14 protein-coding genes are annotated in these 23353 nt (G+C 46.4%); 8 read left to right on the top strand and 6 right to left on the bottom strand.

Annotated elements, in window-relative coordinates:
• The first annotated feature begins 2 nt into the window (after positions 1–2).
• Genes H5T88_00070 through H5T88_00055 form a run of 4 tightly spaced genes read left to right on the top strand, consistent with a single transcriptional unit; the run spans position 3 to position 4079 of the window.
• Positions 3–710 (top strand): glycerophosphodiester phosphodiesterase, encoded by a 708-nt coding sequence (locus tag H5T88_00070; GenBank protein MBC7328735.1) that lies wholly within the window; start codon positions 3–5, stop codon positions 708–710.
• Positions 707–2080: a mandelate racemase/muconate lactonizing enzyme family protein gene (locus tag H5T88_00065; GenBank protein MBC7328734.1), complete on the top strand. Its 1374-nt coding sequence runs from the start codon at positions 707–709 to the stop codon at positions 2078–2080. The genes H5T88_00070 and H5T88_00065 overlap by 4 nt, the downstream gene beginning before the upstream one ends.
• Positions 2068–3060, top strand: a complete 993-nt coding sequence (locus H5T88_00060) for a hydroxyacid dehydrogenase (protein ID MBC7328733.1) — start codon at positions 2068–2070, stop codon at positions 3058–3060. Before H5T88_00065 ends, H5T88_00060 begins: the two co-directional genes overlap by 13 nt.
• 29 nt (positions 3061–3089) lie before the next feature.
• Positions 3090–4079, top strand: a complete 990-nt coding sequence (locus H5T88_00055; GenBank protein MBC7328732.1) for a (4Fe-4S)-binding protein — start codon at positions 3090–3092, stop codon at positions 4077–4079.
• A 7-nt stretch (positions 4080–4086) separates the two neighbouring features.
• On the opposite strand, the gene H5T88_00050 is transcribed toward H5T88_00055, so the two are convergent.
• Positions 4087–7275, bottom strand: coding sequence for a family 78 glycoside hydrolase catalytic domain (locus H5T88_00050; protein MBC7328731.1), 3189 nt, complete (start codon positions 7273–7275; stop codon positions 4087–4089).
• 139 nt (positions 7276–7414) lie between these two features.
• Between H5T88_00050 and H5T88_00045 the strand changes: the two genes are divergently transcribed.
• Entirely contained in the window at positions 7415–8260 is an 846-nt protein-coding gene (locus H5T88_00045; GenBank protein MBC7328730.1) for a sugar phosphate isomerase/epimerase, read from the top strand.
• Positions 8261–8315: 55 nt separating this feature from the next.
• Positions 8316–11117 (top strand): hypothetical protein, encoded by a 2802-nt coding sequence (locus tag H5T88_00040; GenBank protein MBC7328729.1) that lies wholly within the window; start codon positions 8316–8318, stop codon positions 11115–11117.
• Here the strand turns inward: H5T88_00040 and H5T88_00035 are convergent.
• The 5 genes from H5T88_00035 to H5T88_00015 form a co-directional block, all read right to left on the bottom strand.
• Positions 11095–12693 carry a hypothetical protein gene (locus H5T88_00035; protein MBC7328728.1) on the bottom strand — a complete coding sequence of 533 codons (1599 nt, stop codon included), beginning with the start codon at positions 12691–12693 and terminating at the stop codon, positions 11095–11097. The genes H5T88_00040 and H5T88_00035 overlap by 23 nt on opposite strands.
• Positions 12694–12758: 65 nt before the next feature.
• On the bottom strand, positions 12759–15977 hold the full coding sequence (gene carB, locus H5T88_00030; GenBank protein ID MBC7328727.1) for a carbamoyl-phosphate synthase large subunit: 3219 nt from the start codon (positions 15975–15977) through the stop codon (positions 12759–12761).
• The gene (gene carA, locus H5T88_00025) at positions 15970–17058 is read right to left on the bottom strand and encodes a glutamine-hydrolyzing carbamoyl-phosphate synthase small subunit (protein MBC7328726.1); all 1089 of its coding nucleotides are present in this window, start codon (positions 17056–17058) and stop codon (positions 15970–15972) included. Before carA ends, carB begins: the two co-directional genes overlap by 8 nt.
• Positions 17059–17203: 145 nt before the next feature.
• Positions 17204–18412 carry a serpin family protein gene (locus tag H5T88_00020; GenBank protein MBC7328725.1) on the bottom strand — a complete coding sequence of 403 codons (1209 nt, stop codon included), beginning with the start codon at positions 18410–18412 and terminating at the stop codon, positions 17204–17206.
• Between the two features lie 8 nt (positions 18413–18420).
• A complete protein-coding gene (locus H5T88_00015; protein MBC7328724.1) occupies positions 18421–19629 on the bottom strand; it encodes a serpin family protein in 1209 nt (402 codons plus the stop codon).
• A 222-nt stretch (positions 19630–19851) separates the two neighbouring features.
• On the opposite strand from H5T88_00015, the gene H5T88_00010 reads away from it, so the two are divergent.
• Together H5T88_00010 and H5T88_00005 are read left to right on the top strand one after the other, a co-directional pair.
• The gene (locus H5T88_00010; protein ID MBC7328723.1) at positions 19852–20880 is read left to right on the top strand and encodes a hypothetical protein; all 1029 of its coding nucleotides are present in this window, start codon (positions 19852–19854) and stop codon (positions 20878–20880) included.
• Positions 20881–21079: 199 nt separating this feature from the next.
• Positions 21080–23320, top strand: a complete 2241-nt coding sequence (locus H5T88_00005; protein ID MBC7328722.1) for a sodium-translocating pyrophosphatase — start codon at positions 21080–21082, stop codon at positions 23318–23320.
• The last annotated feature ends 33 nt before the right edge of the window (positions 23321–23353 follow it).

The raw sequence follows: 23353 nt of genomic DNA, 5'->3' as shown, positions 1-23353 counted from the left end.
TTATGAATGTTATAATCGTCGCCCACCGCGGTTTTTCAGGTATATATCCGGAAAACACATTGCTTGCCTTTGAAAAAGCGATTGAAATCGGGGCAGATTTCCTTGAGCTGGATATCCATCAAGCAAAAGATGGCAATATAGTCGTCTGCCACGACGCCACGATTGATAGGACAACCACTGGATGCGGATACATAAAAGAGATGGATTATAGCGAGTTGCTCAAATGGGATGCGGGAAGCTGGAAGGGCTACCCAGGGGAGAAAATCCCCCTTTTGAGCGATGTCTTCCAAAGAGTAGGAAATAGGATTGGAATCTTTATTGAAATAAAAGAGTGCAATGTCCCTGACCTCGTCTCCCTGATAAAGGATTTCAAAATGGAAAAGCGAATCGTTGTTGGTTCCTTCAACCTTGAATATATAAAGCAAGTGCGGAACCTATGCGGGGAAATCAGCACTGCATTAATAAGTTCCCGCATGCCGAAGGATTTAGATTCGCTCATAAAATTCGGCATCCGCCAACTTTCCATAGAATTCCATCAACTAGATAAGAGAATCGTTAAGGAATTGGTCAGCCGTGGCTTTGTGGTAAATGCCTGGACTCCTGATTCAGAGGAGGACCTGAAAAGATGCCTCACCTTCGGCGTTCAGTTCCTAACAACGAATAGACCCCATATATTAAAGGAAAAAATTCAAAGGGAGGAAGGTAATTGAAGGATAGCGATATAAAAGTTCTGGAGGCAATTCCGATTTTCCGTGTGGAAAAACCAAGATATCCTTTGAAATTCGGGGCAGTTGTTATGCGGGAGACGACCTACTGCCATATCAGGGTTAAAGTGGAGAACAGAAAGGGGAAGGTTGCGTGGGGCGATGGGGGAATGTTTCTCAGCACAGTTTGGGCTTTCCCCGACCCAGAGGTAGATTTAGAGCTCAAGGATAAAGCAATGAGAGAAGTGGTGGAACGATTTTGCAAGCTCGTCACCGAGTATCAAGAATACGCCCATCCGATTGAGATTTTTATGGATTTGGAGCCCGAACTGGGAAAAATCAGCAAAGAAATAGATGAAAAATACTCTTTCCCTAAAGAATTTCCCTATCTCGCTGTCCTCGTCAGCGCCTCACCAGTTGACTGTGCTATCCACGATGCCTTCGGCAATGTGAACGAGATTTCCTCCTACGACGGCTACGATGAGAACTTTATGAATAGAGACCTTTCACAATGGCTGGGGAAGGATTTCAAAGGGAAATATCCCTCTATGTTCATCAGGAAGAGATATTTGAAAAAAGTACCCGTTTTCCACCTCGTTGGAGGATTGGATAAATTGAGGGAGAAAGAAGTGGATGAAACAGACCCTCAAGATGGGCTTCCCAATTCCCTTGAGGGATGGGTAAAGAGGGATGGTTTATTCTGCTTGAAAGTGAAACTAAAGGGAAATGACCTGGCTTGGGACCTCGGGAGATATTTGGATGTCTTCCATATCGCTCACGAGGCGAATAAAAGGGCAAAGCGATTTTACTTCTCTATAGATACGAACGAACAATGCGAGTCCCCAGAATATATCATAGAGCTCTTGGAGAAAATAAAGGAAAGAAATCCCCTCGCCTACGATGAGCTACTCTTCGTTGAGCAACCAACGGAGCGGGATTTAAGATTGCATAAATATGATATGAGGAAATTGGCAAGCCTTAAGCCGGTTTTCATAGATGAAAGCCTGACAAGCTTGGAGGATTTTCTATTAGCTATAGAACTCGGCTGGAGCGGAATAGCGGTTAAGACCTGCAAGTGCCATTCAAAGGCGCTCATCTTCATATCAAAGGCTAAAAAGGAAGGAATCCCCTATGTTATTCCGGATTTGACGAATCCCGCTATCTCCCTCGTTCATTCCGCGGGTTTCGCGGGAAGAAGCTACCCCCTTAAAGGCTTGGAATCCAATTCCTGCCAGTATTTCCCCAGCGCTTCCCTCGCTGAGGCAAAGGTTCATCCGGGAATCTTCCGAAGGAAAAACGGCTTTCTGAATCTTGAGAGCATAAGAGGTCATGGCTTCGGGTTTAGAATGGAGGAGATATTGCAATGGAGAGAATAAAACTCTTGGTTAAAAAAGAATTGGCTCACCAAATCTTTGAGGATGAAGTCTTAAAGAAATTGGGGGAATTCGGGAAATTAGAGAGATGGGAGGGTGAAGATATAAGAGAATTCCTTGAGGGAGCCACAATCGTCATAACGAGCTGGGGCTCCCCCATGCTTAAGGAGGAAATTCTCCAAATCGCTCCGAATCTGAAGTTCGTTTTTCATGCTGCGGGAACGATAAAACCTTATGTGGATAGAAATCTGATGGGAAAAGGGATAAGGGTGAGCTCCGCGTCAAATGTTCAAGCGAGATGTGTGGCGACGACAAATTTAGCCTACATCCTCCTCTCAGCCAAGAAAATCTTCTGGTGGGATGAACACATTAAAAACAGCGGAGGTTGGAGGGATAATGAGTTTCTTTGGAATTACACCGATGAGGTTCGCCATTTGAATATAGGCATAATCTCTATGTCGTGGGTGGGAAGGTACACATTATCTTTTCTCAAGGAGTTTACGAAAAATATCTTCGTCTATGACCCCTATTGGAAAGCAGAGGAAATAGAGAAACTCGGAGGGAAGAAGGTTGACGAATTGCTCGCACTTGCCCGAAAATGCGATATTATCTGCCTCTGCGCCCCCTTAACGGAGGAGACAAAAGGGATGATAGGAAAGGATTTCTTCAAGGCAATGAGGGATGGGAGCGTCTTCATCAATACGGCGAGGGGAGGAATAATCCAATGGGAAGCTTTAACCGAAGAATTGGAGAAGGAGAGAATTTTCGCCATTCTTGATGTAACCGACCCCAATGAGCCGCTTCCTCCCAATAGTAAATTGAGGAAATTGAGGAATGTCGTTATATCCCCTCATATAGCAGGCTGTGTGAGGAGCGGTTTAAAAGATATGGGAAGGTTCTGTCTTGAGGAAATAGAGAGATTTCTTAATGGTCAGGAACTGGTAAACGAGATAAAACTGGAAAAGCTTGACATAACTGCATAGTAAAGATTGAAAATTAAGGAGGGATGATTATGTTAACGGCAGAAAAGGTTAAGGAGTATGCGAAGAAATGCGGAGCGGATATTGTTGGTATAGGCTCAATGGATAGATTTGAGGGAGCGCCCAAGGAAATGGACCCGAGATATATCTTCCCAGAGGCAAAGGCGATAATAGGCTTTGGCTTTCGCATTCTGCGAGGCAGCCTACGGGGAATTGAGGAGGGAACATATTTCGCCGCTTACCCATCTATGGGCTACGCCCATATCAACCTCGTGTATGCCCCTAATGTATTAAGACAAGTTGCTTGTATGATTGAGGACGAGGGCTACGAAGCCATCCCTATACAAAACATGGTAATAGGTTCATCAGTGGAAATCCTGCGTGGGAAGCCAACAAATATCAGCGCGGCGGTTTCCCCAGATAGACCTGCCCCGGATGTCCTCCTCCACTTCCGCATCGCTGCCGTTATTTGTGGTATGGGAGAGATAGGATATAGCAAGCTATTCCTTTCCCCTGAATTCGGTCCACGACAACGTCTTGCCTTTTTATTAACGGATGCTCCGCTGGAACCCGACCCTATATATGAGGGTCCGTCTATATGTGACAGGTGTATGCTTTGCGTTCAAGAGTGTTCGGGAAAAGCAATAAGCAAAGAAAAAGTGGTAAGAATTAAAATCGCTGGTAGAGAATTCGTCTGGGGAGAACTAAACGAGGAGAGATGCATGCTTGCCTATACGGGAGGAAATAAAGAATTCAACCCCTTTATCCCTCCAAACTTTATGGAAATAGATTTTGAGAAAATAGATGGCAAGGGAGCGGGCTATGCCCGCCCTGAGTTCCAAGCTCTACAGAGCATTCCTTACAATGCCTCTTCTCTTTATGTTTTCCATCACTTAGGGGCAATTGAGGGTGCAAGAGGCTGCATAAGAGCCTGTATGATGCACCTCGAAGAGGAAGGAAGGATAAAGAATCTGTTCAAAGAAAAGTTCAGGAAAAGAAAAGCTTGGAGATTAAATAGATAGAGGCGCCTTAAACCTCCACCTCCTTCTCAACTTGAAATAGATATTCACCGGAAACGACCTCGTAAATCATTCTATTCCCTTCCTTCCTCAAGAACCTTATCCCTTCCCTCTCCTCAGGCGGCTGACCGTTCTCCCAAATCTCCATACCTTCCTCTACAGGAAGGTAAATTTTAGCAGTGGTATTCGGCGGTATCGAAACCGATAAAGCCATCCCTTCTTCGTCCTTGCTCCACTCAACCTTAATCAAACCGCTTATGGATTCATATTGCGCCCTCACGAATTTGATTCTCCCCTTTGGGTCAGGATGGGGTTCTATCTTTATCTTCTTATAACCAGGCTCCTCCAAATCTATTCCCGCCATCATAGCGAACATCCATTCCCCAACCGAGCCAAAGGCATAGTGATTGAAGGAATTCATTCCTGGGTCCTGAAATCCCTTCTCCTCCGTCCAACCATCCCACCTCTCCCAAATGGTCGTTGCTCCCTGTTTAACCATATATAGCCAAGAGGGGAATGTATCCTGCAATAGGAGGGTATAGGCTAAATCAACATAGCCATAACGGGTTAAAATGGGGAGGAGAGGCTTTGCTCCCAAGAAACCGGTTGATAGATGGTCGTCTCTCCTCTTTATATCCTCAACCAAATGCTTGACAGCAAGGGGAATCTTCTCCTCCGGCAGCAAATCAAAATCCAAAGCCAACAAGTAGGCGGTTTGTGTCTCTCCCTTTATCCTCCCATCATCAAATACATATGCCTTGTTAAATGCTGTCTTGATGTCGTTAAAAAGTTGCTTGTAATCCTGTGCATCCTTATCCTTGCCCATAACCTCCGCTATCTCCGCCATAAGGGAGACAACATAAGCGAAATAAGCAGTGGCAATCAAATCCTTTGGCGTATCCGCATTTACGCTCAACCAGTCTCCAAATCCGATTGCAGGACGAAGATAGCCATCGCTGTTCTTTTTCAGATATTCTATATAACGAACCATTGAGGAATAGTTCCTCTCCAAAATTCTCTTATCGCCATAAACTTTATAGAGAATATAGGGACATATTATCCCCGCATCAATCCAAGCGGGGGAGTCGTTACCCAACCCTATATCGGGTGCTACATGGGCAAATGCTCCCTCTTCATTCTGGGAATCCACGAGGTCAATAAGCCATTTAGTGATGAAGGCTGCGACATCCATATTATAGGTTGCCGTGCGGAGGAAAATTTGTGCATCTCCCGTCCACCCCAACCTCTCATCCCTCTGAGGGCAATCAGTGGGAACCTCAAGATAATTTCCTCTTTGCCCCCAAACGATGTTTTGGAATAGGCGATTTAGCCTCTCGTCCGAACAATGGAAATCGCCCGTGATTTTCATATCTGAATTAACTACCACGCCGACGATGTCCTCCTCAGATAACTTCTCAGGATAGCCTGTTACCTCCACATAGCGGAATCCCCTGAATGTGAAGCGCGGCTCCCAAATCTCTTCTCCATCGCTTTTCTTAATATAAGTGTCCGTGCAACGGGCGGTCCTCAGATTTTCCGTATAAATCATCCCGTCCGGCTGAAGCATCTCCGCATAGCGAATGACTATCTTCCTTCCCCTTTCCCCTTTAGCCTTTATCCTCACCCATCCCACCATATTCTGCCCCATATCAACCACATAAACTCCTGGCTTAGGCTCACTGATGCTTATCGGCTTAAGTTCCATCTGCTTCCTTACGGGAACGCCAGGATGAGCGGTAATGATTCTTTCCATCTCGTTGAAAACGGATGCCTTGTCCCAGGAGGAATCATCAAAATCGGGCTCAGACCAATTAGAAATCTCCAAACGGGCATCATATGTTTCCCCCATATACAAATCAGCTTCCCTGATTGCTCCGTAGCTAGCCTTCCAACTTCCGTCGCTGACGATTTCCTCCCTGCTTCCGTCCTCATATTCAATATTTAATTGAAGCAGGAGTTTGGGATGAGAACCATATATCCCCCTACCCTTCATATCCAGATAACCCGAATACCATCCATCAGCCAAAATGACACCAATGGCGTTTCCTCCGGATTGTAAGTGCTCCCTCACATCATAGGTCTTATAATAAACTCTCTTCCTATAATCGCTCCAACCGGGAACGAAATAATCGTTTCCCACCCTCTTGCCATTAATATAAACCTCGCAAATCCCCAAAGCACTAACATATAAATGTGCCTTCCTTATCGGCTTTTTAGCCTCAAAGACCTTCCTTAAATAAGGAGAAGGCAACAGGAAAATCCCGCTCTTCGTTAGCCACCCCCAGGGAGCGTCGCCAAAGCGAGCCAATTCCTTAGCCTGAACCCATTGTGCATCAGCAAAGTTGGCATTCTGCCAACCCTCCTTCTCATCCTTGCTCGTCCTCCAACTCCCATCCGAGAACACCCTAATAACCTCACCATCCTCCATCTCAATCCTTAAGGCACAGACGAAACCCGCTTTCCCCTTCGCTGTACTCTCCCCCTCAATAGCAAGAACATTCTCCTCTTCCTCTATCTTGTCTACATCTATAATTAAGGGATTCCTGTAATCCCCTCCAGCTTTTGCCACTTCTTTCCCATTGATATAAGCCACGAAATTTATATCTCCCGCTATAGCGAGGATGGCTTTCTTAATCCTGCCCGATGCAATAGAAAACTTCTTACGGAAGAAACGCTTCCCTGCGGGAATCTCCTCCAATTTCTCCCCTTCGGGAAACCAAATCCAATAAGAACCGACAAAGTGGCTTGCCTTCGCAGTCTCCTGCTCACCCTCTAAGGGTTGGAAGGGAGCATCGTATCCAATCCATTTCCCCTTCCAATCCTCTCTTTCCAGCAGCCCCATAGTCCAAAACGCTGGCTCGCTCCATTCGGAGACCTCTCCCTTCTCATCCCAGACCTTCACCTTCCACCAACACTCCATCTCGCTTTTCAGCTCTTTTCCCCTATATACGATATGAGCAGTTTGGTCGCTTTCCACCTTACCGCTGTCCCAGAGGTCAGCTTCCCCTTCCTCTAACTTCTCCTTGCTTGACGCAACAAGGATTTGGTAAGCGGTTTGCTTGCTTCCACGCAAAGTCCCATCACGAGTCTCTAAAACCCAGCTCAATCTCGGCTCCCTCTCATCTATTCCCAAAGGGTTTACCTTGTATTCACAGCGAAGCTCTTTAGGATAAATGCTCGTCCTTCCTTCCGACTTCATCTGCTTTCCTCCTTTCCAAAACAAAATTTAATCGTTTTATTATTTTATTCTACCCTTTCGGAAAACTTTTGCAATATTTTTCTTTACTAAAAAAGACGCCTATTTAAAATTTTTAAAAAAATAAGGAGGCTGATGAAAAATGGAAAAATTGGCTTTGGGCGTTTTCCTTCCCTGCCTTGCCCAGAAGGATATCCCTACCGCGCTCTCCCTCGCCAAAGAGATGGGGTTCAGCGTCATCCAGCTCGGCGCAGATGCATTTTTCACTTACGCTGGGGATAAGGAGAAAGAGGATTTTCTGAAGAGGAAATTAGAAGAGAGCGGTTTGGAGGTAGTTGCCGTTTTCGCCGGCTTCCCCGGAGAACGCTATGATGATATCCCAACTGTGAGGGAGACAGTTGGCTTCGCCAACAAGGAGAAGATACCGGAAAGATTGGAGATCGCAAAGAAGACGGCGGAGTTTACCGCCCGTCTCGGCATCCCCGCTATGGCAGCCCATGTTGGTTTCATCCCTTCCGACACAAGCGACCCCCTCTACGATATTATGTTGAAGGCGGTTGGCGAGGTTGTAGCCCACTGCGAGAAGCTCGGCATATACTTCGCTTTTGAAACGGGGCAGGAAACACCAGAGGAATTGAAGGAGTTCATTGAAAGGCTCGGCTACCCGAACGCTAAGGTTAACTTTGATACCGCCAATCTGATTCTCTATGGAAAAGCTTTCTCCGTGCAGGGCATTGAGGTATTGAAGGATTATATCATAAGCACACATATGAAGGATGGAGTCTGGCCGGAGAAGGAAGGACAGCTTGGGCACGAAGTCATCTTAGGTGAGGGGCAAGCGAACATTGAGGAATGCATCAAGAAGTTCATAGAGATAGGATATGAGGGTCCGCTGATAATAGAAAGGGAAGCAGGGACGGATAGAGTGGGAGATATAAAGAAGGAGAAGGAATATCTTGAGAGCTTGAAGAAGAAGTATCTCGGCTGAAAATAATTTTTTGGGGGTGCCCCTTTCAGGGGCACCCCCAAAAACGGAGGCAAAAATGAAAAAAGTTTCCTTCCTATTTATTACTTTGTTCTTTATACAACTTAAAGCTTTCACCCTACCCCTTAATCAACCTCAAGCGGTGGCTTTCTCCCCAAACGGCGACCTCCTCGCTATCAGCGATACGGGAAATGATAGGGTTCTCGTCTTCAAAAGGACGGAAGAAAGCTGGCGAAAGGAAGTGGAAATCAAAAATTTGAGCAAGCCTCAGGGATTATTATGGCTTAAAGAGGATAAGTTAGCTGTTTGCGAGGGAGGTAAAGGAACGGTTATCTTCTACTCTATTGGGGAGAAAAGAGCAGGAAGGGAGGCATCAATTGATGGCTTTCGCTTTCCAAGCGGGATAGCCATCTGGAAAGATTGCATTTTCATAGCCGATGGCGAGAACAACGATATCTCCATATATGACCTGAGTAAATACCCCTCCTTTTCTCAAATCACAAAATTCGGCAAGCAGGGGAATGGTAAAGGGGAATTGTCCCATCCTATGGATATAGCTGTTTCAGAAGATGGGTTTGTCTTCGTCGCTGATGAAGGAAATGGAAGAGTCGCAATTTGGAAATTCCTCCCAGCTCAAAAAACTGCCGAGCCCAACGAAATTTATGAACTCAAAGGGTTTTGGAGCTGTAGGAGCCTCGCCCTTTCCCAACCTACCCAAGAACTATGGGCTTTGAGTTCATACAGCGGAGAGATAAAGAGACTTCCCCTTTCCGAGTTAAGTAATCCCCATTGGAGAGTATTCAATGGTTTCGTTGACGCAGGAGAAAGGGAGGTTATCGCCGTCTATCAGGGGCATCGCACCCCACAAGGTTTTCCCTCAAGGAACTCCATCTTCAAAGATGGGAAAGTCCCTCCGGTTTTCGCTCTGGGACGGCTCGGCAATATGTTTGAGCCAGCTAACTCAATTTCTCTCTCACCAAAAACAAACGAGGTCGCCATTGCAACGGGGAATAGGGTTATAATCCTTCCCCTTGACCCTCGTCTCAACTTCCAAATCCCTATCCGCCCGGCGGTAAAGCCAGAAGAAAACAAAGTAACAATAAGATGGGAAACTCCTTTCCCCTCCCAGAGCATTGTTGAGATCTCAAAGAAAGGGGTAAATAGATGGCAGTCGTTCTCTATACCGGGGGAAAGGAAAAAGCATAGGCTAAAAATAGAGGAACTGGAGCCAGCAACCCAGTATCTTATCCGCGTTCCCATCCCTCGTGCCGTAGAGTTCAGTGATGACACAAGCTCCCACAACCTCTATTCGTTTGAATTCGCCTTTTCTACCCAACCCAGTGCTGGCTATACGACTTTCCTCAGGATTCCCATTGCGGTTATCATCTATTCGGATGTTGTGAAGGTTGACAATCCTGAAGCGCCTCCCGCTCCGCCCGTTAGCCGTTCTTATCTTGATTACATTCGCCGGGAAATAGAGATGGTTCAGATTTTCTATTGGACTAATTCCAATATGAAGCTCTGGTTGGATTGCGACCTTTTCTTCATCAATAAAAGGATAAACATAAGCAAAGAACAACCGGGCTATAATGGAAACGGTTTTTGGAGAGACAAGCCGATAGAGGATTTGAAAGAGCTCCTCCGCCTGCGTGGGCGCTCATTAGATGAATATCCCGCAGTCGTAGCGATAACTTGCGAGAGGCACTGGAACCCTCAAAAGAAGCAGTACGAGTTCACTCCCAGCGGTGGTGGAACTTACGGGGTGGATATGAGACCGGGAAGCTCCCACTTTCTTGGTGGGCACGACCCAGCCTGGCTCTTCGTCCATGAATTTCACCACCAATTGGACAGCGAATATCATGAGAGCGGTTATCCCGAATATCCCTTCAATCATTTTAGCATAACTCCCGATGGTTTTGCCGATAACTTCGGCAGCCATTACGATGGGAATGCCTGGCTGCTTCGCCACTGGCATTACGGTGATTTAAACCTCTGGTTTACGAATAAATTCGGGGAAGTTGTTAGCGTCAAGGACGCTGATGGGGATGGGATTCCCGACGATTGCCCTGCTGTCCCCCTTGATGAGAAGAGGTTTGGAAGCGACCCAAGCCAAACGGACTCCGACTCAGATGGCTTAGATGATATGGGAGAGGTTATGGCATCCAGCTGGGTATATGAAACCCTCGTCTGGCCGAATGATATAAATGCAAGAGCGAAATATGTGATGCCTGACCCTCAAAATCCCGATAGCGATGGCGATGGAGTGATTGATGGCTACGACCCCTTCCCTATTTACGCATGCAAGCCTATAATAGATAGGGACCAAAGTAAGAGATGGTTTTGGATTGATGAGGATACATCTGATATTCCCCGCCCCTACCCTATCCCTCCCATAGAAAATCCCCTCCATGGCGATATATATCTCTATCACGATGGAGAATGGTTGAATTTCCGCTTCGTCTTCAACCTCCCTGTTCCCCAGATTCACATCCAATTGGACTGCAATGCGGACGGCTATTATGTTGGAGCTGACAATCTTGATATTAGGATTTATACGGACTGGCAAGAGGAAAAGACAAGGCTAAGGGCTGAAGTAACAAATGCAAGTTCAACGGAGAAGTGGCCATTCACAGATTCAACCTTAGCTCCGCCCGCTGATAATATGAAAGCTACAGTCCGAAAGTTAGACGATAGGCACTATGAAATCTCATTCTCAATTAAGCGTTACCCTATTATTGGCTTGGATATAAAGGAAGGCGAGAGAATCGGCTTAAATATTGAGGTTCTTGCGGAGAAAGACAGCCCACGCTGGCTTTGTCTCTTCCAGCCACAACAGCTCATTCCATTGTTGATTGAATAGAGAAAAGGGCTAATTTAGCACAGCCACCATACAAAGAATTAAGCAAGGCAACTCCTTCTGTGGGATGAATGTCAAAATAGATTGGGGTATTTTTCGCTAAGATTTCCTTTACGCATTGCCAATTCTTCTCCGATAAAAGTATCCTGTTTATTCTTATAATGTCTCCGACGATGTAATTAGAGTAGACGAAAATTTGATGTTTTGTAAATATGGGTTCATTAACTACGCCAATTTCTATACAATTTGTGGGAAAAGGTCCCACAATTACATAACATCCCCGGGATATCCATTCCACACAACAACATACACCAGGCAACGCAGGTGTATTTTCTATGTATTTGTGGAAGAACGCCTTAACTTCTTTTACCACTCTTCCTTTTGCGAAAAAGAGGACTTTTGTTGCTCCTTTCTTTAGGAGAAGGGTCCCATCGTTTTGCAGGCTAAAAATCTCCAAACCCTCGTTACATTTATACACTTTAAACGCCTTTTTACCTTTGATTGGCAGGTAGAAGATTTCTCCCCTGCTCTTCCCCTTAGTGGCGAGGAAAATGCCTCTGCTGTTATTATCCCAAGCGAAAGTATAATGAGCCGGTAAAAGCTTAAAGCGATAAAGCTTCTTCCTTGGCACATCCACCACCCATAAATCTTTATAATATTTAAACCAATCTTCTCGCCTATTTTCAAAAGCTATCAATAGCTTCTGTTGGTCGGGAGACCAAAGGAAATTCAAAATACCGTGAAGTTTCTCGTTAAGGGCGTAGACCATCTTGTCCATTTCATAAAAATATAGCTTCACATAGTGGTCATCAATTTTGTCTTGGAAATCATAGCAAGCTATTCCACATAGGACGAATTTGTCCGAGGGATATAGAAAGGGGGTATTATATAGATAGACGTTTTTAGTGTCGGGTAACGGGATGTTATGTTTATAGAACCTGTTTTTAGACAGGTCTTTAATATAAAGCTTATAGGTGGAGGAGGGATGTTCATAGAGAAAACATGCTATTTTGCCATTGGGAGAAATAGATGGGTCAGCAGGAATCTCTCCCTCCTCCAATGGGAAACCCCATTTCCAAAAGATTTTGCCTTTCAAATCCCCCACAACAACGACCATCCTCCCATCCCGCCAAACCCTATACACTAACCTTTCTCCATCAATACTGATAGTTGGCGCTCCGTAATCGTGTAAACGATAAAGCAACTCTTTGGGATTCACCTTCTTACCCAATATCTTCAAAAGGGCACTTAGGTAAGTAAATTCGTCCGCGCCAAAGGGAATTTTTGTTTGTTTCCTTCCATAATTCATTTCTATGCCTGGCTCGGCAGTTACAGAATTATGACTTCCTACACGCCATTTCACTTTCAATCTCCCTTTCATCCCTAAATAGTCCATTACCGATTGAGAAAGGCGTAGCCAATGCCCCGCTTTAGATGTCTCCTCAAGAAAGAGACTGCCATTGGCACCGAGCAATTTAAAACAATCAAAGGTTATTTTTTTCGTTTCCCAATAAAAGTCTATTGGCTGGGTTGCGAAGACAAGGCTGCACATAAAGAGAGATAGTAAAAGTCTCCTCATTTCCCTTCACTTTATAGACTAATTTGGTTGGGGAAAAGTTTCTCTTTTTTGGATTTAGCTGGTGTTTATGTTCTCTTGGGCTGGTATTGGTCTATGGGAAGACAGGAAAAACCGCCGTCCTCACTCTCCATAGCCAAAAGCAATGCTCTCGCGGTATCCAAAGAAGTCAAGCAAGGAACCTCATGCTCAACCGCCGCCCTCCTTATCTTCGCCCCATCCCTTTCAACTTTCCCATCCTTAGACATAGTATTTAGAACTAATTTTATCTCCCCTCTCTTTATCAAATCTATCGCGTTCGGGCTTCCCTCAGCGATCTTCTTCACCTTCTCCGCCTTTATTCCGTGGATTTGAAGAAATTTAGCGGTTCCCTCCGTAGCATATATTGAGAATCCCCTTTCATAAAATTCCCTAATTATCGGGAAAGCTTCCTCTTTATCGCTATCCGCTATCGTTGCCATTATCTTCCCTCCCCTTGGTACGCCGATGCCAGCCGCCACCATTGCCTTATATAGCGCCTTACCGAAATCCTTATCTATCCCCATTATCTCCCCAGTTGATTTCATCTCGGGTCCTAAGACTATCTCCGCACCCGTGAGCTTTGCTGAGGAGAAAACCGGCGCCTTAACCGCTATATATTCTCCTTCTGGATACAACCCTATGCCATAGCCCATATCCCTGAGCTTCTCTCCCAACATAGCACGCACCGCCAACGAGACCATGGGAACGCCAGTGATTTTTGAGATGTAGGGAATCGTGCGGGAGGCACGCGGATTGGCTTCAATAACATAAACAATGCCATTGGCAACGACGAATTGAATATTTATCAATCCCTTGACATTCAATGCCCTCGCTATGCGAGTCGTATAATCTATTATCTTCTCCTTCTCCTCCTCGGAGAGGGAGCGAGGTGGGTAGACAGCCATTGAATCACCCGAATGCACCCCTGCTCTCTCTATATGCTCCATTATGCCGGGAATCAAGACATCCTCTCCATCGGAAACCGCATCAACCTCGCATTCCAATCCCCGAATGTATTTATCTATTAAAACGGGATGTTCAGGTGAGACAGAAACGGCGTAAGTTATGTAGCGGAGAAGCTCCTCCTCGCTGGAGACGATTTCCATAGCCCTCCCACCCAAAACGAAGGAGGGACGCACGAGAAGAGGATAACCAATTTCCCGGGCTACTGAAATTGCCTCTTCCACCGACTCTACCGCCCTCCCTGCTGGCTTGGGTATATCAAGCTCTCTGAGAAGCTTCTCAAATAAATCCCTATCCTCTGCTATATCTATGCCTTGGAAAGATGTTCCAAGTATTTTAACTCCCCGCTCAGCGAGCGCTCTCGCCAAATTAAGGGGCGTTTGCCCACCGAATTGCACTATTATCCCTTCTGGCTTCTCGTTCTCAACCACATTTAAAACATCCTCTAAGGTCAGAGGCTCAAAGTAAAGCTTATCAGAGGTATCAAAATCTGTTGATACCGTTTCGGGATTATTGTTTATTAGTATCGCTTCATAGCCCTCTTTCTGAAGAGCCCAAACGCAGTGAACACTACAGTAATCAAATTCTATCCCCTGCCCAATCCTTATGGGACCGCTTCCCAAAACAACCACATTCCTCCTCCCCGTTTTCTTGCTTTCGTTCTCCCTCTCATAGGTTGAATAGAAATAGGGCGTCTGCGCCTCAAACTCACCCGCACAGGTATCCACCATCTTATAAACGGGCTTTATCCCCATCTCATGCCTTAAATTCCTCACATCATCCTCGCTCATACTCACCAACTCGCCAATCCACCTATCGGAAAAGCCCATCCTCTTTGCAGGGAGAAGCAACTCCTTCAATTTCTCTTTATCTCCCTTCACATCTTTCAATTTCTCCTCCATTTCAATAATTCCCTTCATCTTCTCAATGAACCATCTGTCTATATTAGATAGTGCCACTATCTCCTCAACCGGCATCTTCCTCCTCAGGGCTTCCGCTATGGCGAAAAGCCTCAGGTCATTGGGAGTGCTTATCAGCTCCTCAAGCTCCATCGCTCCCCAGCTGGCGCTACCTCTGATATTCAGCCCATAAGTTCCTATCTCAAGTGAGCGGACAGCCTTGAGCAATGCCTCCTCAAAGGTGCGTCCTATACTCATTACCTCCCCAGTCGCCTTCATCTGTGTGCCGATTTCCCTATCCGCTGTGGGGAACTTATCAAAAGGCCAGCGCGGAATCTTTACAACTACATAATCAAGAGCTGGCTCAAAGCAGGCCATAGTCTTACCCGTTACTTTATTGGGAATCTCATCCAAGGTAAGACCAATGGCTATCTTTGAGGCAACCCTCGCTATCGGGTAACCAGTCGCTTTGGAAGCAAGCGCCGACGAACGAGATACTCTGGGATTCACCTCTATCACATAATATTGGAACGATTTCGGGTCCAAAGCGAACTGTATGTTACATCCGCCCTCAACTCCCAAAGCCCTTATTATTTTGAGCGAAGCGGTCCTCAGCATATGATATTCCTCATCGGAGAGAGTTTGAGAGGGAGCAATCACTATGCTATCTCCCGTATGAACCCCCATTGGGTCTAAGTTCTCCATATTACAAACGGTTATGCAATTGTCGTTTGCATCCCTCATTACCTCGTATTCTATCTCCTTCCAACCCAAAACGCATTTCTCAACCAGCACTTGTTTCCTCATAGAAAGGAGGAGCCCCCTATGCACTATCTCTCTCAACTCCTCCATATTATGAGCAATCCCTCCTCCCGTCCCTCCAAGCGTATATGCCGGTCTGATTATTAAGGGGAAGCCCATCTGCTTAGCGAACTCAACAGCTGATTCCACATCGTTCACGGTCACGCTTTCCGGAACAGGCTCTCCTATCCTCTGCATCAACCTCTTGAAATATTCCCTATCCTCGGCATCCCTGATAGCGGTTATCGGCGTTCCAAGAAGCTGAACTCCGTATTTCTCCAGTATCCCCTCCTCATAAAGCTGGGTAGCTAAATTCAGACCCGTCTGACCTCCCAAAGTTGGTAGGAGACCATCTGGTCTTTCCCTTGCGATAATTTTCTCCAAAAACTCAACCGTCAAGGGCTCAATATAAACGCTATCCGCCATCTCTGTATCCGTCATAATAGTCGCAGGATTGGAGTTCACGAGAATCACCCTTATCCCCTCTTCCCTCAAAGCCCTACAAGCTTGCGAGCCCGAATAGTCAAACTCCGCCGCTTGCCCGATTACAATCGGACCAGAGCCTATAACTAAAACGGATTTTATATCCTTTCTTTTAGGCATATCCTCCCTCTATCATTTTCAAGAATTCCCTGAATATGTAGATGTTGTCCCTTGGACCGGGAGCCGCTTCAGGATGATACTGGGTGGAGATTATTTTCAACTCAGGATGCATTAATCCCTCAACCGTCCCATCATTCAAATTTATATGGGATACCATCGCGCCTGAGCCTTTTATTGAATCGGGGTCAACCGCATAGCCGTGATTTTGGCTCGTTATATGTACCCTACCCGTGCGCAAATCTTTAACGGGATGATTCCCACCCCTGTGCCCGAACTTCAACTTGAAGGTTCTGCCACCAAGCGCCCAGCCCAAAAGCTGATTCCCCAAACAAATTCCCAAAATCGGCTTCTTCCCCAAGAGTTTTTTAATCGTCTCTATTACATAGCCGAGCTTTGCTGGGTCGCCTGGACCAGGGGAAAATACGATGCCATCGTAACCTCCGGAGAGAATCTCCTCAGCAGAAGTGAAGGCAGGATAAATCGTGCTTGTGCAGCCAAGAGAGGCAAGGATTTTCGGTATATTGTATTTAACCCCGCAGTCCAATATTGCTAATCGGAATCTCTCCTCACCTTCTGCCTTCCACTCATAGGGCTGAGGAGTTGTGACGATTCTCACGAAATCCTGCTCATCATAGCGAGGCTGATTGGAAAGCCATTCCAAGAGAGAATCAGGGTCCATCTCCGAGGAAATTGCTCCCATCATTACGCCATAAGACCTCAATTTGCGAGTGAGCTCCCTCGTATCCACGCCCTCAACCCCTATTACATCCCATTTTATGAGAAACTCTTCAAGCCGATTTTCCGCTCGGAAATTTGATGGCAAGGGGCAAGCTTCCCTTACGACGAAACCGCTCGCCCAGACCCTGCGGGACTGCATATCGTCATTGTTGGTGCCATAATTACCGATGAGTGGATAGGTCATCGTTACGATTTGCCCAGCGTAAGATGGGTCAGTGAGGATTTCCTGGTAGCCAGTCATAGAGGTATTGAAAACAACTTCACCAGCTACAGTTCCCCTTTTGCCAAGGGGCTTGCCGGCGAAGACCGTCCCATCTTCTAAGACCAGATAAGCTTTCTCCATTTTAGTCAAAAAAATTGCCCCCCTGTGAGCCACAGGAGGGCAATTTATAGCTCGCCTGCCCTTCCTAGCCTCACAGGACTAGATTTAAAGGGCATATTTAATTGTCATTAAAATTTTAACGCGAAATGGTTTACCCGTCAAATCCTTATTTTTCCGGATTATAAACTCTCCCTATAAACAAGATATTTCCCGTGTTATTGTTCTGAATTATGAAAACAAAGGGATGGTCGGCGCGGAATGTTTTCACTTCAAATTCGCCCTCGGCAAAAACAATAGTCGCTGCCGCCGCCTCCGTCCCCGCCTCATTTACCTCAATCTTTGCGGAATGAAAAACCCTTGAGACAAAAAGGTCCCTCTTCCCGTCTAAACCAGAAAGGTCAGCTTCTGCAGGCTCAAAGACACTAATCACCCCTAACCTTTTAAGGTCATCAACCATCTGATATCTTTTCTCCATCTTGAACCTCGGGAAGTAAACCATTAGGTCCTCCTTTCGAAGCATTCCCCTCCATTTCTTCAGATTCTCCCAATTAAGCATTCCCTCCAATTTTGCAAGGGAATAACCCTTGGGCAACAAAACGAGCATAGAAATCCCTTCCCCCTTATACTCCATCTCCAATATCTGTAAGTCCTTCGTCTCAGCATATTGAAAACTCCAGGGACCATGAGTGCACATCATCATTACCTTGACCTTCTTTTGGGGGCTAATCTTAAAATAGGCTTCCTTGGTAAGTTCAGTGTCAAAAGGATTAAGCCACAAACCCTTAAAGTAAAGCGAGTTCGTGATTGCGAGTCTTGTGGTCTCTGGATTTATGCTTCCCTCAGGAACCAGATTCTTTATTTTTCCTTTTGTTTTTTCCTCAACCCACTCGTTTATTATCTGACGAGAACCCTTAGGGTCTCCCCGAAAATCCAAATTCGTTGCCTTACCTCCATAATACCTTTCTACAACGCTCAGATATTCCTTTAGAAAGGGATAACCCATTTGAACCCAAAGAGCATTCGCTAATGTTAGCTCGTATTCCTTTGGCTTTTTCGTCTCCTCGTATAGCGAAAGATAGCCGTCCCTTAAAACATCCACCTGACCGGGCAGATGGAACGCCTTTCTTATCTCCTCAGCTGTCTCTCCTCTCGCCCCCTCATAGAGCATTGAGAAGGCACTTGAGATGCTGAGTGGAGAAAAGAATATATTCTCTTCTTTGTATTTTTGGCTATATAGGTGGTAAAGGTCAAAGGCAAAACGATTGTTAGCCTCAATTACAGCCTTTATATTTTGCAGTTTTGGGGAGGATGCTTCGCAAATCAAACCGAGAGCTAGGAAAAGAAGAAGTAGAGAAGAAAGAAAATTCCTCACCATAACCTCCCCTATTTTGTGGGATTGTAAACCCTGCCCATGAACAAGATATTCCCATTCCTCCTATCCTGAATCAAGAATATGAAGGGGTGGTCGGCACGAAAGATTATCCTCTTCTCCACAGCTGTTCTCCCAACCACTATCCCTGTGGCAGCCGCTGCCTCCGTCCCTTCTTCATTTATATCAACATAAGCCTGATGGTAAACACACGTTACAAACAAATCCCTCTTCCCAGTGAGTCCCGATAGGTCAGCCTTTGAGGGGTCAAAGGCGCTTGGCATCCCCATCTTTTTCAAATCATCAACCATCGCATATTTCCTCTCAATCTTCAGCTTGGGTAAATAAACCAGTACTTCCCTGCTTTGAAGCATGTCCCTCCACTTATTTAGATTCTCCAAGCTCAACTTCTTCTCCAACTTCTCAAGCGAATTTTCCTTCGGCAACAAAACGAGCATGGAAAGCTCCTCTCCCTCATATAGCATCTCCAATATCTGAAGGTCCTCCGTCTCGGCGTAATTGAATCTCTGAGGACGAGGCAAGCTCATCATCTTAACCTTCACTATTTCCCCAGGGCTTATCTTGAAATCCGCATCGCTTGTCTTTTTCTTATCAAAAGGGAAAATCCATAACCCTTTGAAATAAATCGCGTTAGTTATAACCATCCTCGTTAGCGAATCTATGCTCCCTTTTGGGAGCAAATCCTTTATCTTCTCCTTCGTCGTCTTTTCAACCCATTCGTTAATTACCTTTCGTGAGCCCTCAGGGTCTCTCCGAAAATCCAAATTCGTCGCTTTCCCACCATAATATTCCTTAATCAAATTCAGATATTCCTTCAAGAACCGATAATCCTTCTGGACCCAGAGAGCGTTAGCAAGGGCGAGCTCGTACTTCTTACCAGGCTTGTTCATCTCCTCATAGAGGGAAAGATACCCTCCCCTTCTCACATCTGACTGAGAGGGAAAGAGAAACACATTTCTTATCTCCTCAGCGGTTCTTCCCCTCGCTCCCTCATAAAGGATTGAGAAGGCAGAGGATATGCTGAAGGGAGAAAAAAATATGTTGTCATCTTTATACTTCTCCCTGTAAAAGAGATAAAGCTTAAGGGCAAAGCGATTGTTAGACTCAACGACCGCCTTAACGCTTTGGGAGTCGGAGGAAAGCATCCCATCTGCCCCTCCGAAAACGAGGGGGAAAAGAAGCAAAAGAAGAAAACTCCTCATTCAAAATCATCTCCTTTCTTGAACCTTTTGATGGCTATTTAATTCCGCTAAAATCATGTCCAAATCCTCTCTCATCGCTTACAATTTTATCAGTAAATCACAATCTCGTTAAATCTGGGCTTTGTCTTTCAATTTTTAGACCACCTTTGAAAGCAAAAAGTTTCTCTGAGAGCTTAATCATTTCCTCAAAAAGAGATAGAATATTTGGGGAGGTGATATTATATGAGGAATCTTCTCTTTTTAATTCCCCTCTTCACCTTCTTCGCCCTCGCTGCGCACGGAGGAGAAAAGAGTCTTCCTCAGGGTTATGGGATATCCGCCAAGTACCCAGGAGATAAGGGGATAGAAAAAGACCCCTCAGTTATATTTTTTGAGGGCTTTGAGGTAGCTTCAATTGAAGAATTGAAAGGTCGCTGGGAGAACATATCTCATCCTGAAATTATGTCCCTATCCTCCGATACCCCACCCAATAGCTTCGGCAAAAGTTCTCTTTTAATGACCCACATAGGCGGAGAAGGGACAGGTGGGCATCTATATCGTAGACTCCTGCCCGGGTATGACCAGCTTTTCATCCGTTTCTATGTCAAATTCGACCCGGATTGCGCCCCCATCCATCACTTCTTCCACATAGGTGGTTATAATCCTCCTACGCCTTGGCCACAGGGAGGGGCGGGAGAGCGTCCAAGGGGAGACGAGCGATTCACCACGGGAATTGAACCCTACGGCGACGCTTGGGTTTGGGATTATTACACATATTGGATGGAAATGCGGGGAAGCCCGCCAGAGGGAAAGACATGGGGGAATAGCTTCATAAGGGACCCCAAGCTTAAAGTTGAAAAGGGAAAGTGGATTTGCGTTGAGGTTATGATGAAAATGAACGACCCAGTGGATGATAATAACGGGGAGATGGCGCTATGGATTAATGGCAAGCTCGTCAGCCATTTGGGAAAGGGTTTCCCTAAGGGGAAATGGGTATACGATAAGTTCATTCCCGGTCAAGGGGGCGAATGCATTCGCTGGAGCGATGAGAAGGGTGGTCCAGAGCATTTCAAGGTTCCAGAGGGAGGAGCACCATTTGAAGGATTCCGATGGCGAAAAGACCCAAATCTTAAAATTAATTTCATCTGGGTGCTTCTATATATCACCAAATCGCCAGAGGGACATATAAGCCGGGTCTGGTTCGATAATATAGTTGTCGCCAAGAGCTACATAGGACCAATAAAGCCGATTAGCGATTGGCAAGGTAAATAGGAAGTCTCCTAAGAAGCCCAAATGCTATGGCATTATACAATAATTTGCTTTTCTTTAAACCTCGTTATATAATCTTCTTTTGAACTTAACCTTTTCTTTTTAGGAGGTGATTGCTTTGCACCGTTGGATGAAGTTCTTGCTTCCGGCTCTACCCGTGAGCCTAGCCTTTGCTCAAGGGGAAGCAGTTTCCCTCCCTCCCATGAGCAGTCAGCACTTGGCCATCCTCTATGTAGTCCTTGCTTCCGCTATAATCGCCCTCCTTTACGGCGCCTATTTGAGGGCGAAAGTTTTGAGGCAGGAACAAGGACCACAAGAGATGGTAAGGGTCGCACAAGCTATTCAGGAGGGAGCGATAGCTTACCTATCCCGCCAGTTCAAGGCGCTCATCATCTTCATAATCGTCATAACCGTTGGTCTCTTCTTCGTCTACCGTCCCGTCTATCCCGATAACATCTTTATCCCCATAGGAATAGCCCTGGCTTTCCTATTGGGCTCCCTCGCTTCCTTCAGCGCTGGCTATGTGGGAATGACCTTGGCAGTGCAAGGTAATGTGCGAGTTGCTAACGCCGCCCTCCAATCCTTCAAAAAGGCTCTGGAACTCGCCTTCCAAGCGGGAACTGTTTCCGGGATGTTCACCGTTGGCTTGGGGCTCCTGGGAGCCACGCTCATCTTCCTTTTATTCAAAGAAAACGCTATGAAGGTTTTGGTGGGATTCGGATTCGGGGGATGCCTCGTAGCCCTTTTCATGAGAGTAGGTGGAGGGATTTACACAAAAGCAGCTGATGTCGGCGCGGATTTGGTTGGAAAAGTAGAAGCGGGGATTCCCGAGGACGACCCGAGAAACGCCGCTGTAATCGCCGATAATGTTGGAGATAATGTGGGAGACTGCGCCGGTATGGCAGCGGATGTCTTTGAATCCTATGAGGTGACCCTCGTCGCTGCCATTATCTTGGCGGTCGGCTGCCTCGCCGACCCAGCTTTCCACCGCCATTTCGCCGACCCCACCCTCTTCGCACTCAAGCTCGTCCTCTACGCTCTAATGGTAAGAGCAGTTGGCGTCTTCTCCTCCATAATAGGAACATGGTCCGTGAGAGCAAGAGACGAAGCGATGGGAGACCCTATGCGTCCCATCTCTATGGGCTACTGGACATCGGCGCTCGTCTCCGTGGTCGGGTTCTTCCTCCTCTCCTACTTCTATCTCAACGATATTCGCTTCGGCATTGCCTCAACAATCGGTATCCTCCTCGCCCTTGCTACAATGGCGCTCACCAACTACTTCACTCATCCTGACAAAAACCCTACAACCGAAACAGCTTATTCCACCCGCACAGGCGCAGCTACTATGCTCCTCACCGGTATGGCGAGCGGTATTGAGAGCTCCGTTTGGGCTATTCTATCTATTGCCGCAACCATAATCCTTTCAATGATTATCTTCCCTGAAAGCGTTGCGCTGGGCGCCTATGGAATAGCCCTTGCAGGTTTGGGTCTATTGACCACCACGGGCTTCATCCTCGCTATGGATACTTATGGTCCGATTACAGACAATGCAAATGGCATATTTGAGATGTCAGGCGTTCGCCCACCGGAGGGCTCTCAGGCAGGAAGGATAGTTGCCTGGCTCGACGCGATAGGAAACACAACAAAGGCTCTCACTAAAGGGCTTGCAATAGCAACTGCCGTAATAGCCGCTATCTCCCTCTTCCGCTCCTTCACCGAGGAGGCACAACTACTCCATACTGGTATCCAAGTCAACATACCTTCCGTCTTTGTAGGTCTCCTTATCGGTGGAGCTGTTCCCTTCCTCTTCTCATCCTTTGCTATAAAGGCAGTGGGAAGAGCTGCCTTTAAGGTTGTTGAGGAAGTAAGGAGGCAGTTCAGGGAGATTCCTGGATTGATGGAGGGGAAAGCGAAGCCTGAATATGGACGATGCGTTGATATAGTTACCGCCGAGGCACAAAAGGAACTGATTGGACCTGCCATTCTCGCCATTGCTACCCCCATCTTCGTTGGGTTCAGCCTTGGTGCGGGTGGACTTGGAGGCTATCTCGCAGGAGCGATATTAACTGGTCAGCTCTTGGCTGTCTACATGGCAAACACCGGCGCGATTTGGGACAACGCAAAGAAGAAGATAGAGGACGGCTATCTCGGTGGCAAGGGGACGGAGTATCATAAAGCGGCTGTTATCGGAGACACCGTTGGCGACCCTCTAAAGGATACAGCTGGTCCGGCGATAAACCCCTTGATAAAGGTTATGAACTTGGTGGGCATATTGATTGCTCCTATGGTCATAAAGGAGATGGCTGTTGGGGTGAAAGTAGTAGTTGCGGTATTGGCAGTCGTAGCCTTAGCGGTAGCTGTGTGGATGAGCAAGCGTGGAGGCTTGGCGGAGGAAGCAAGGGCAGCAGGAGCAGTAGCTGGTAATCCAGAAAAGAAAGAGTAAAGAGTTGGGGGGGCGGAGCTTTGCTCCGCCCCC

This window comes from bacterium (assembly GCA_014360495.1).
Lineage (GTDB): Bacteria > Armatimonadota > JACIXR01 > JACIXR01 > JACIXR01 > JACIXR01.
Note: the sequence above shows the minus strand (reverse complement) of the source record. Positions and strands in the feature narration are given on the sequence as shown.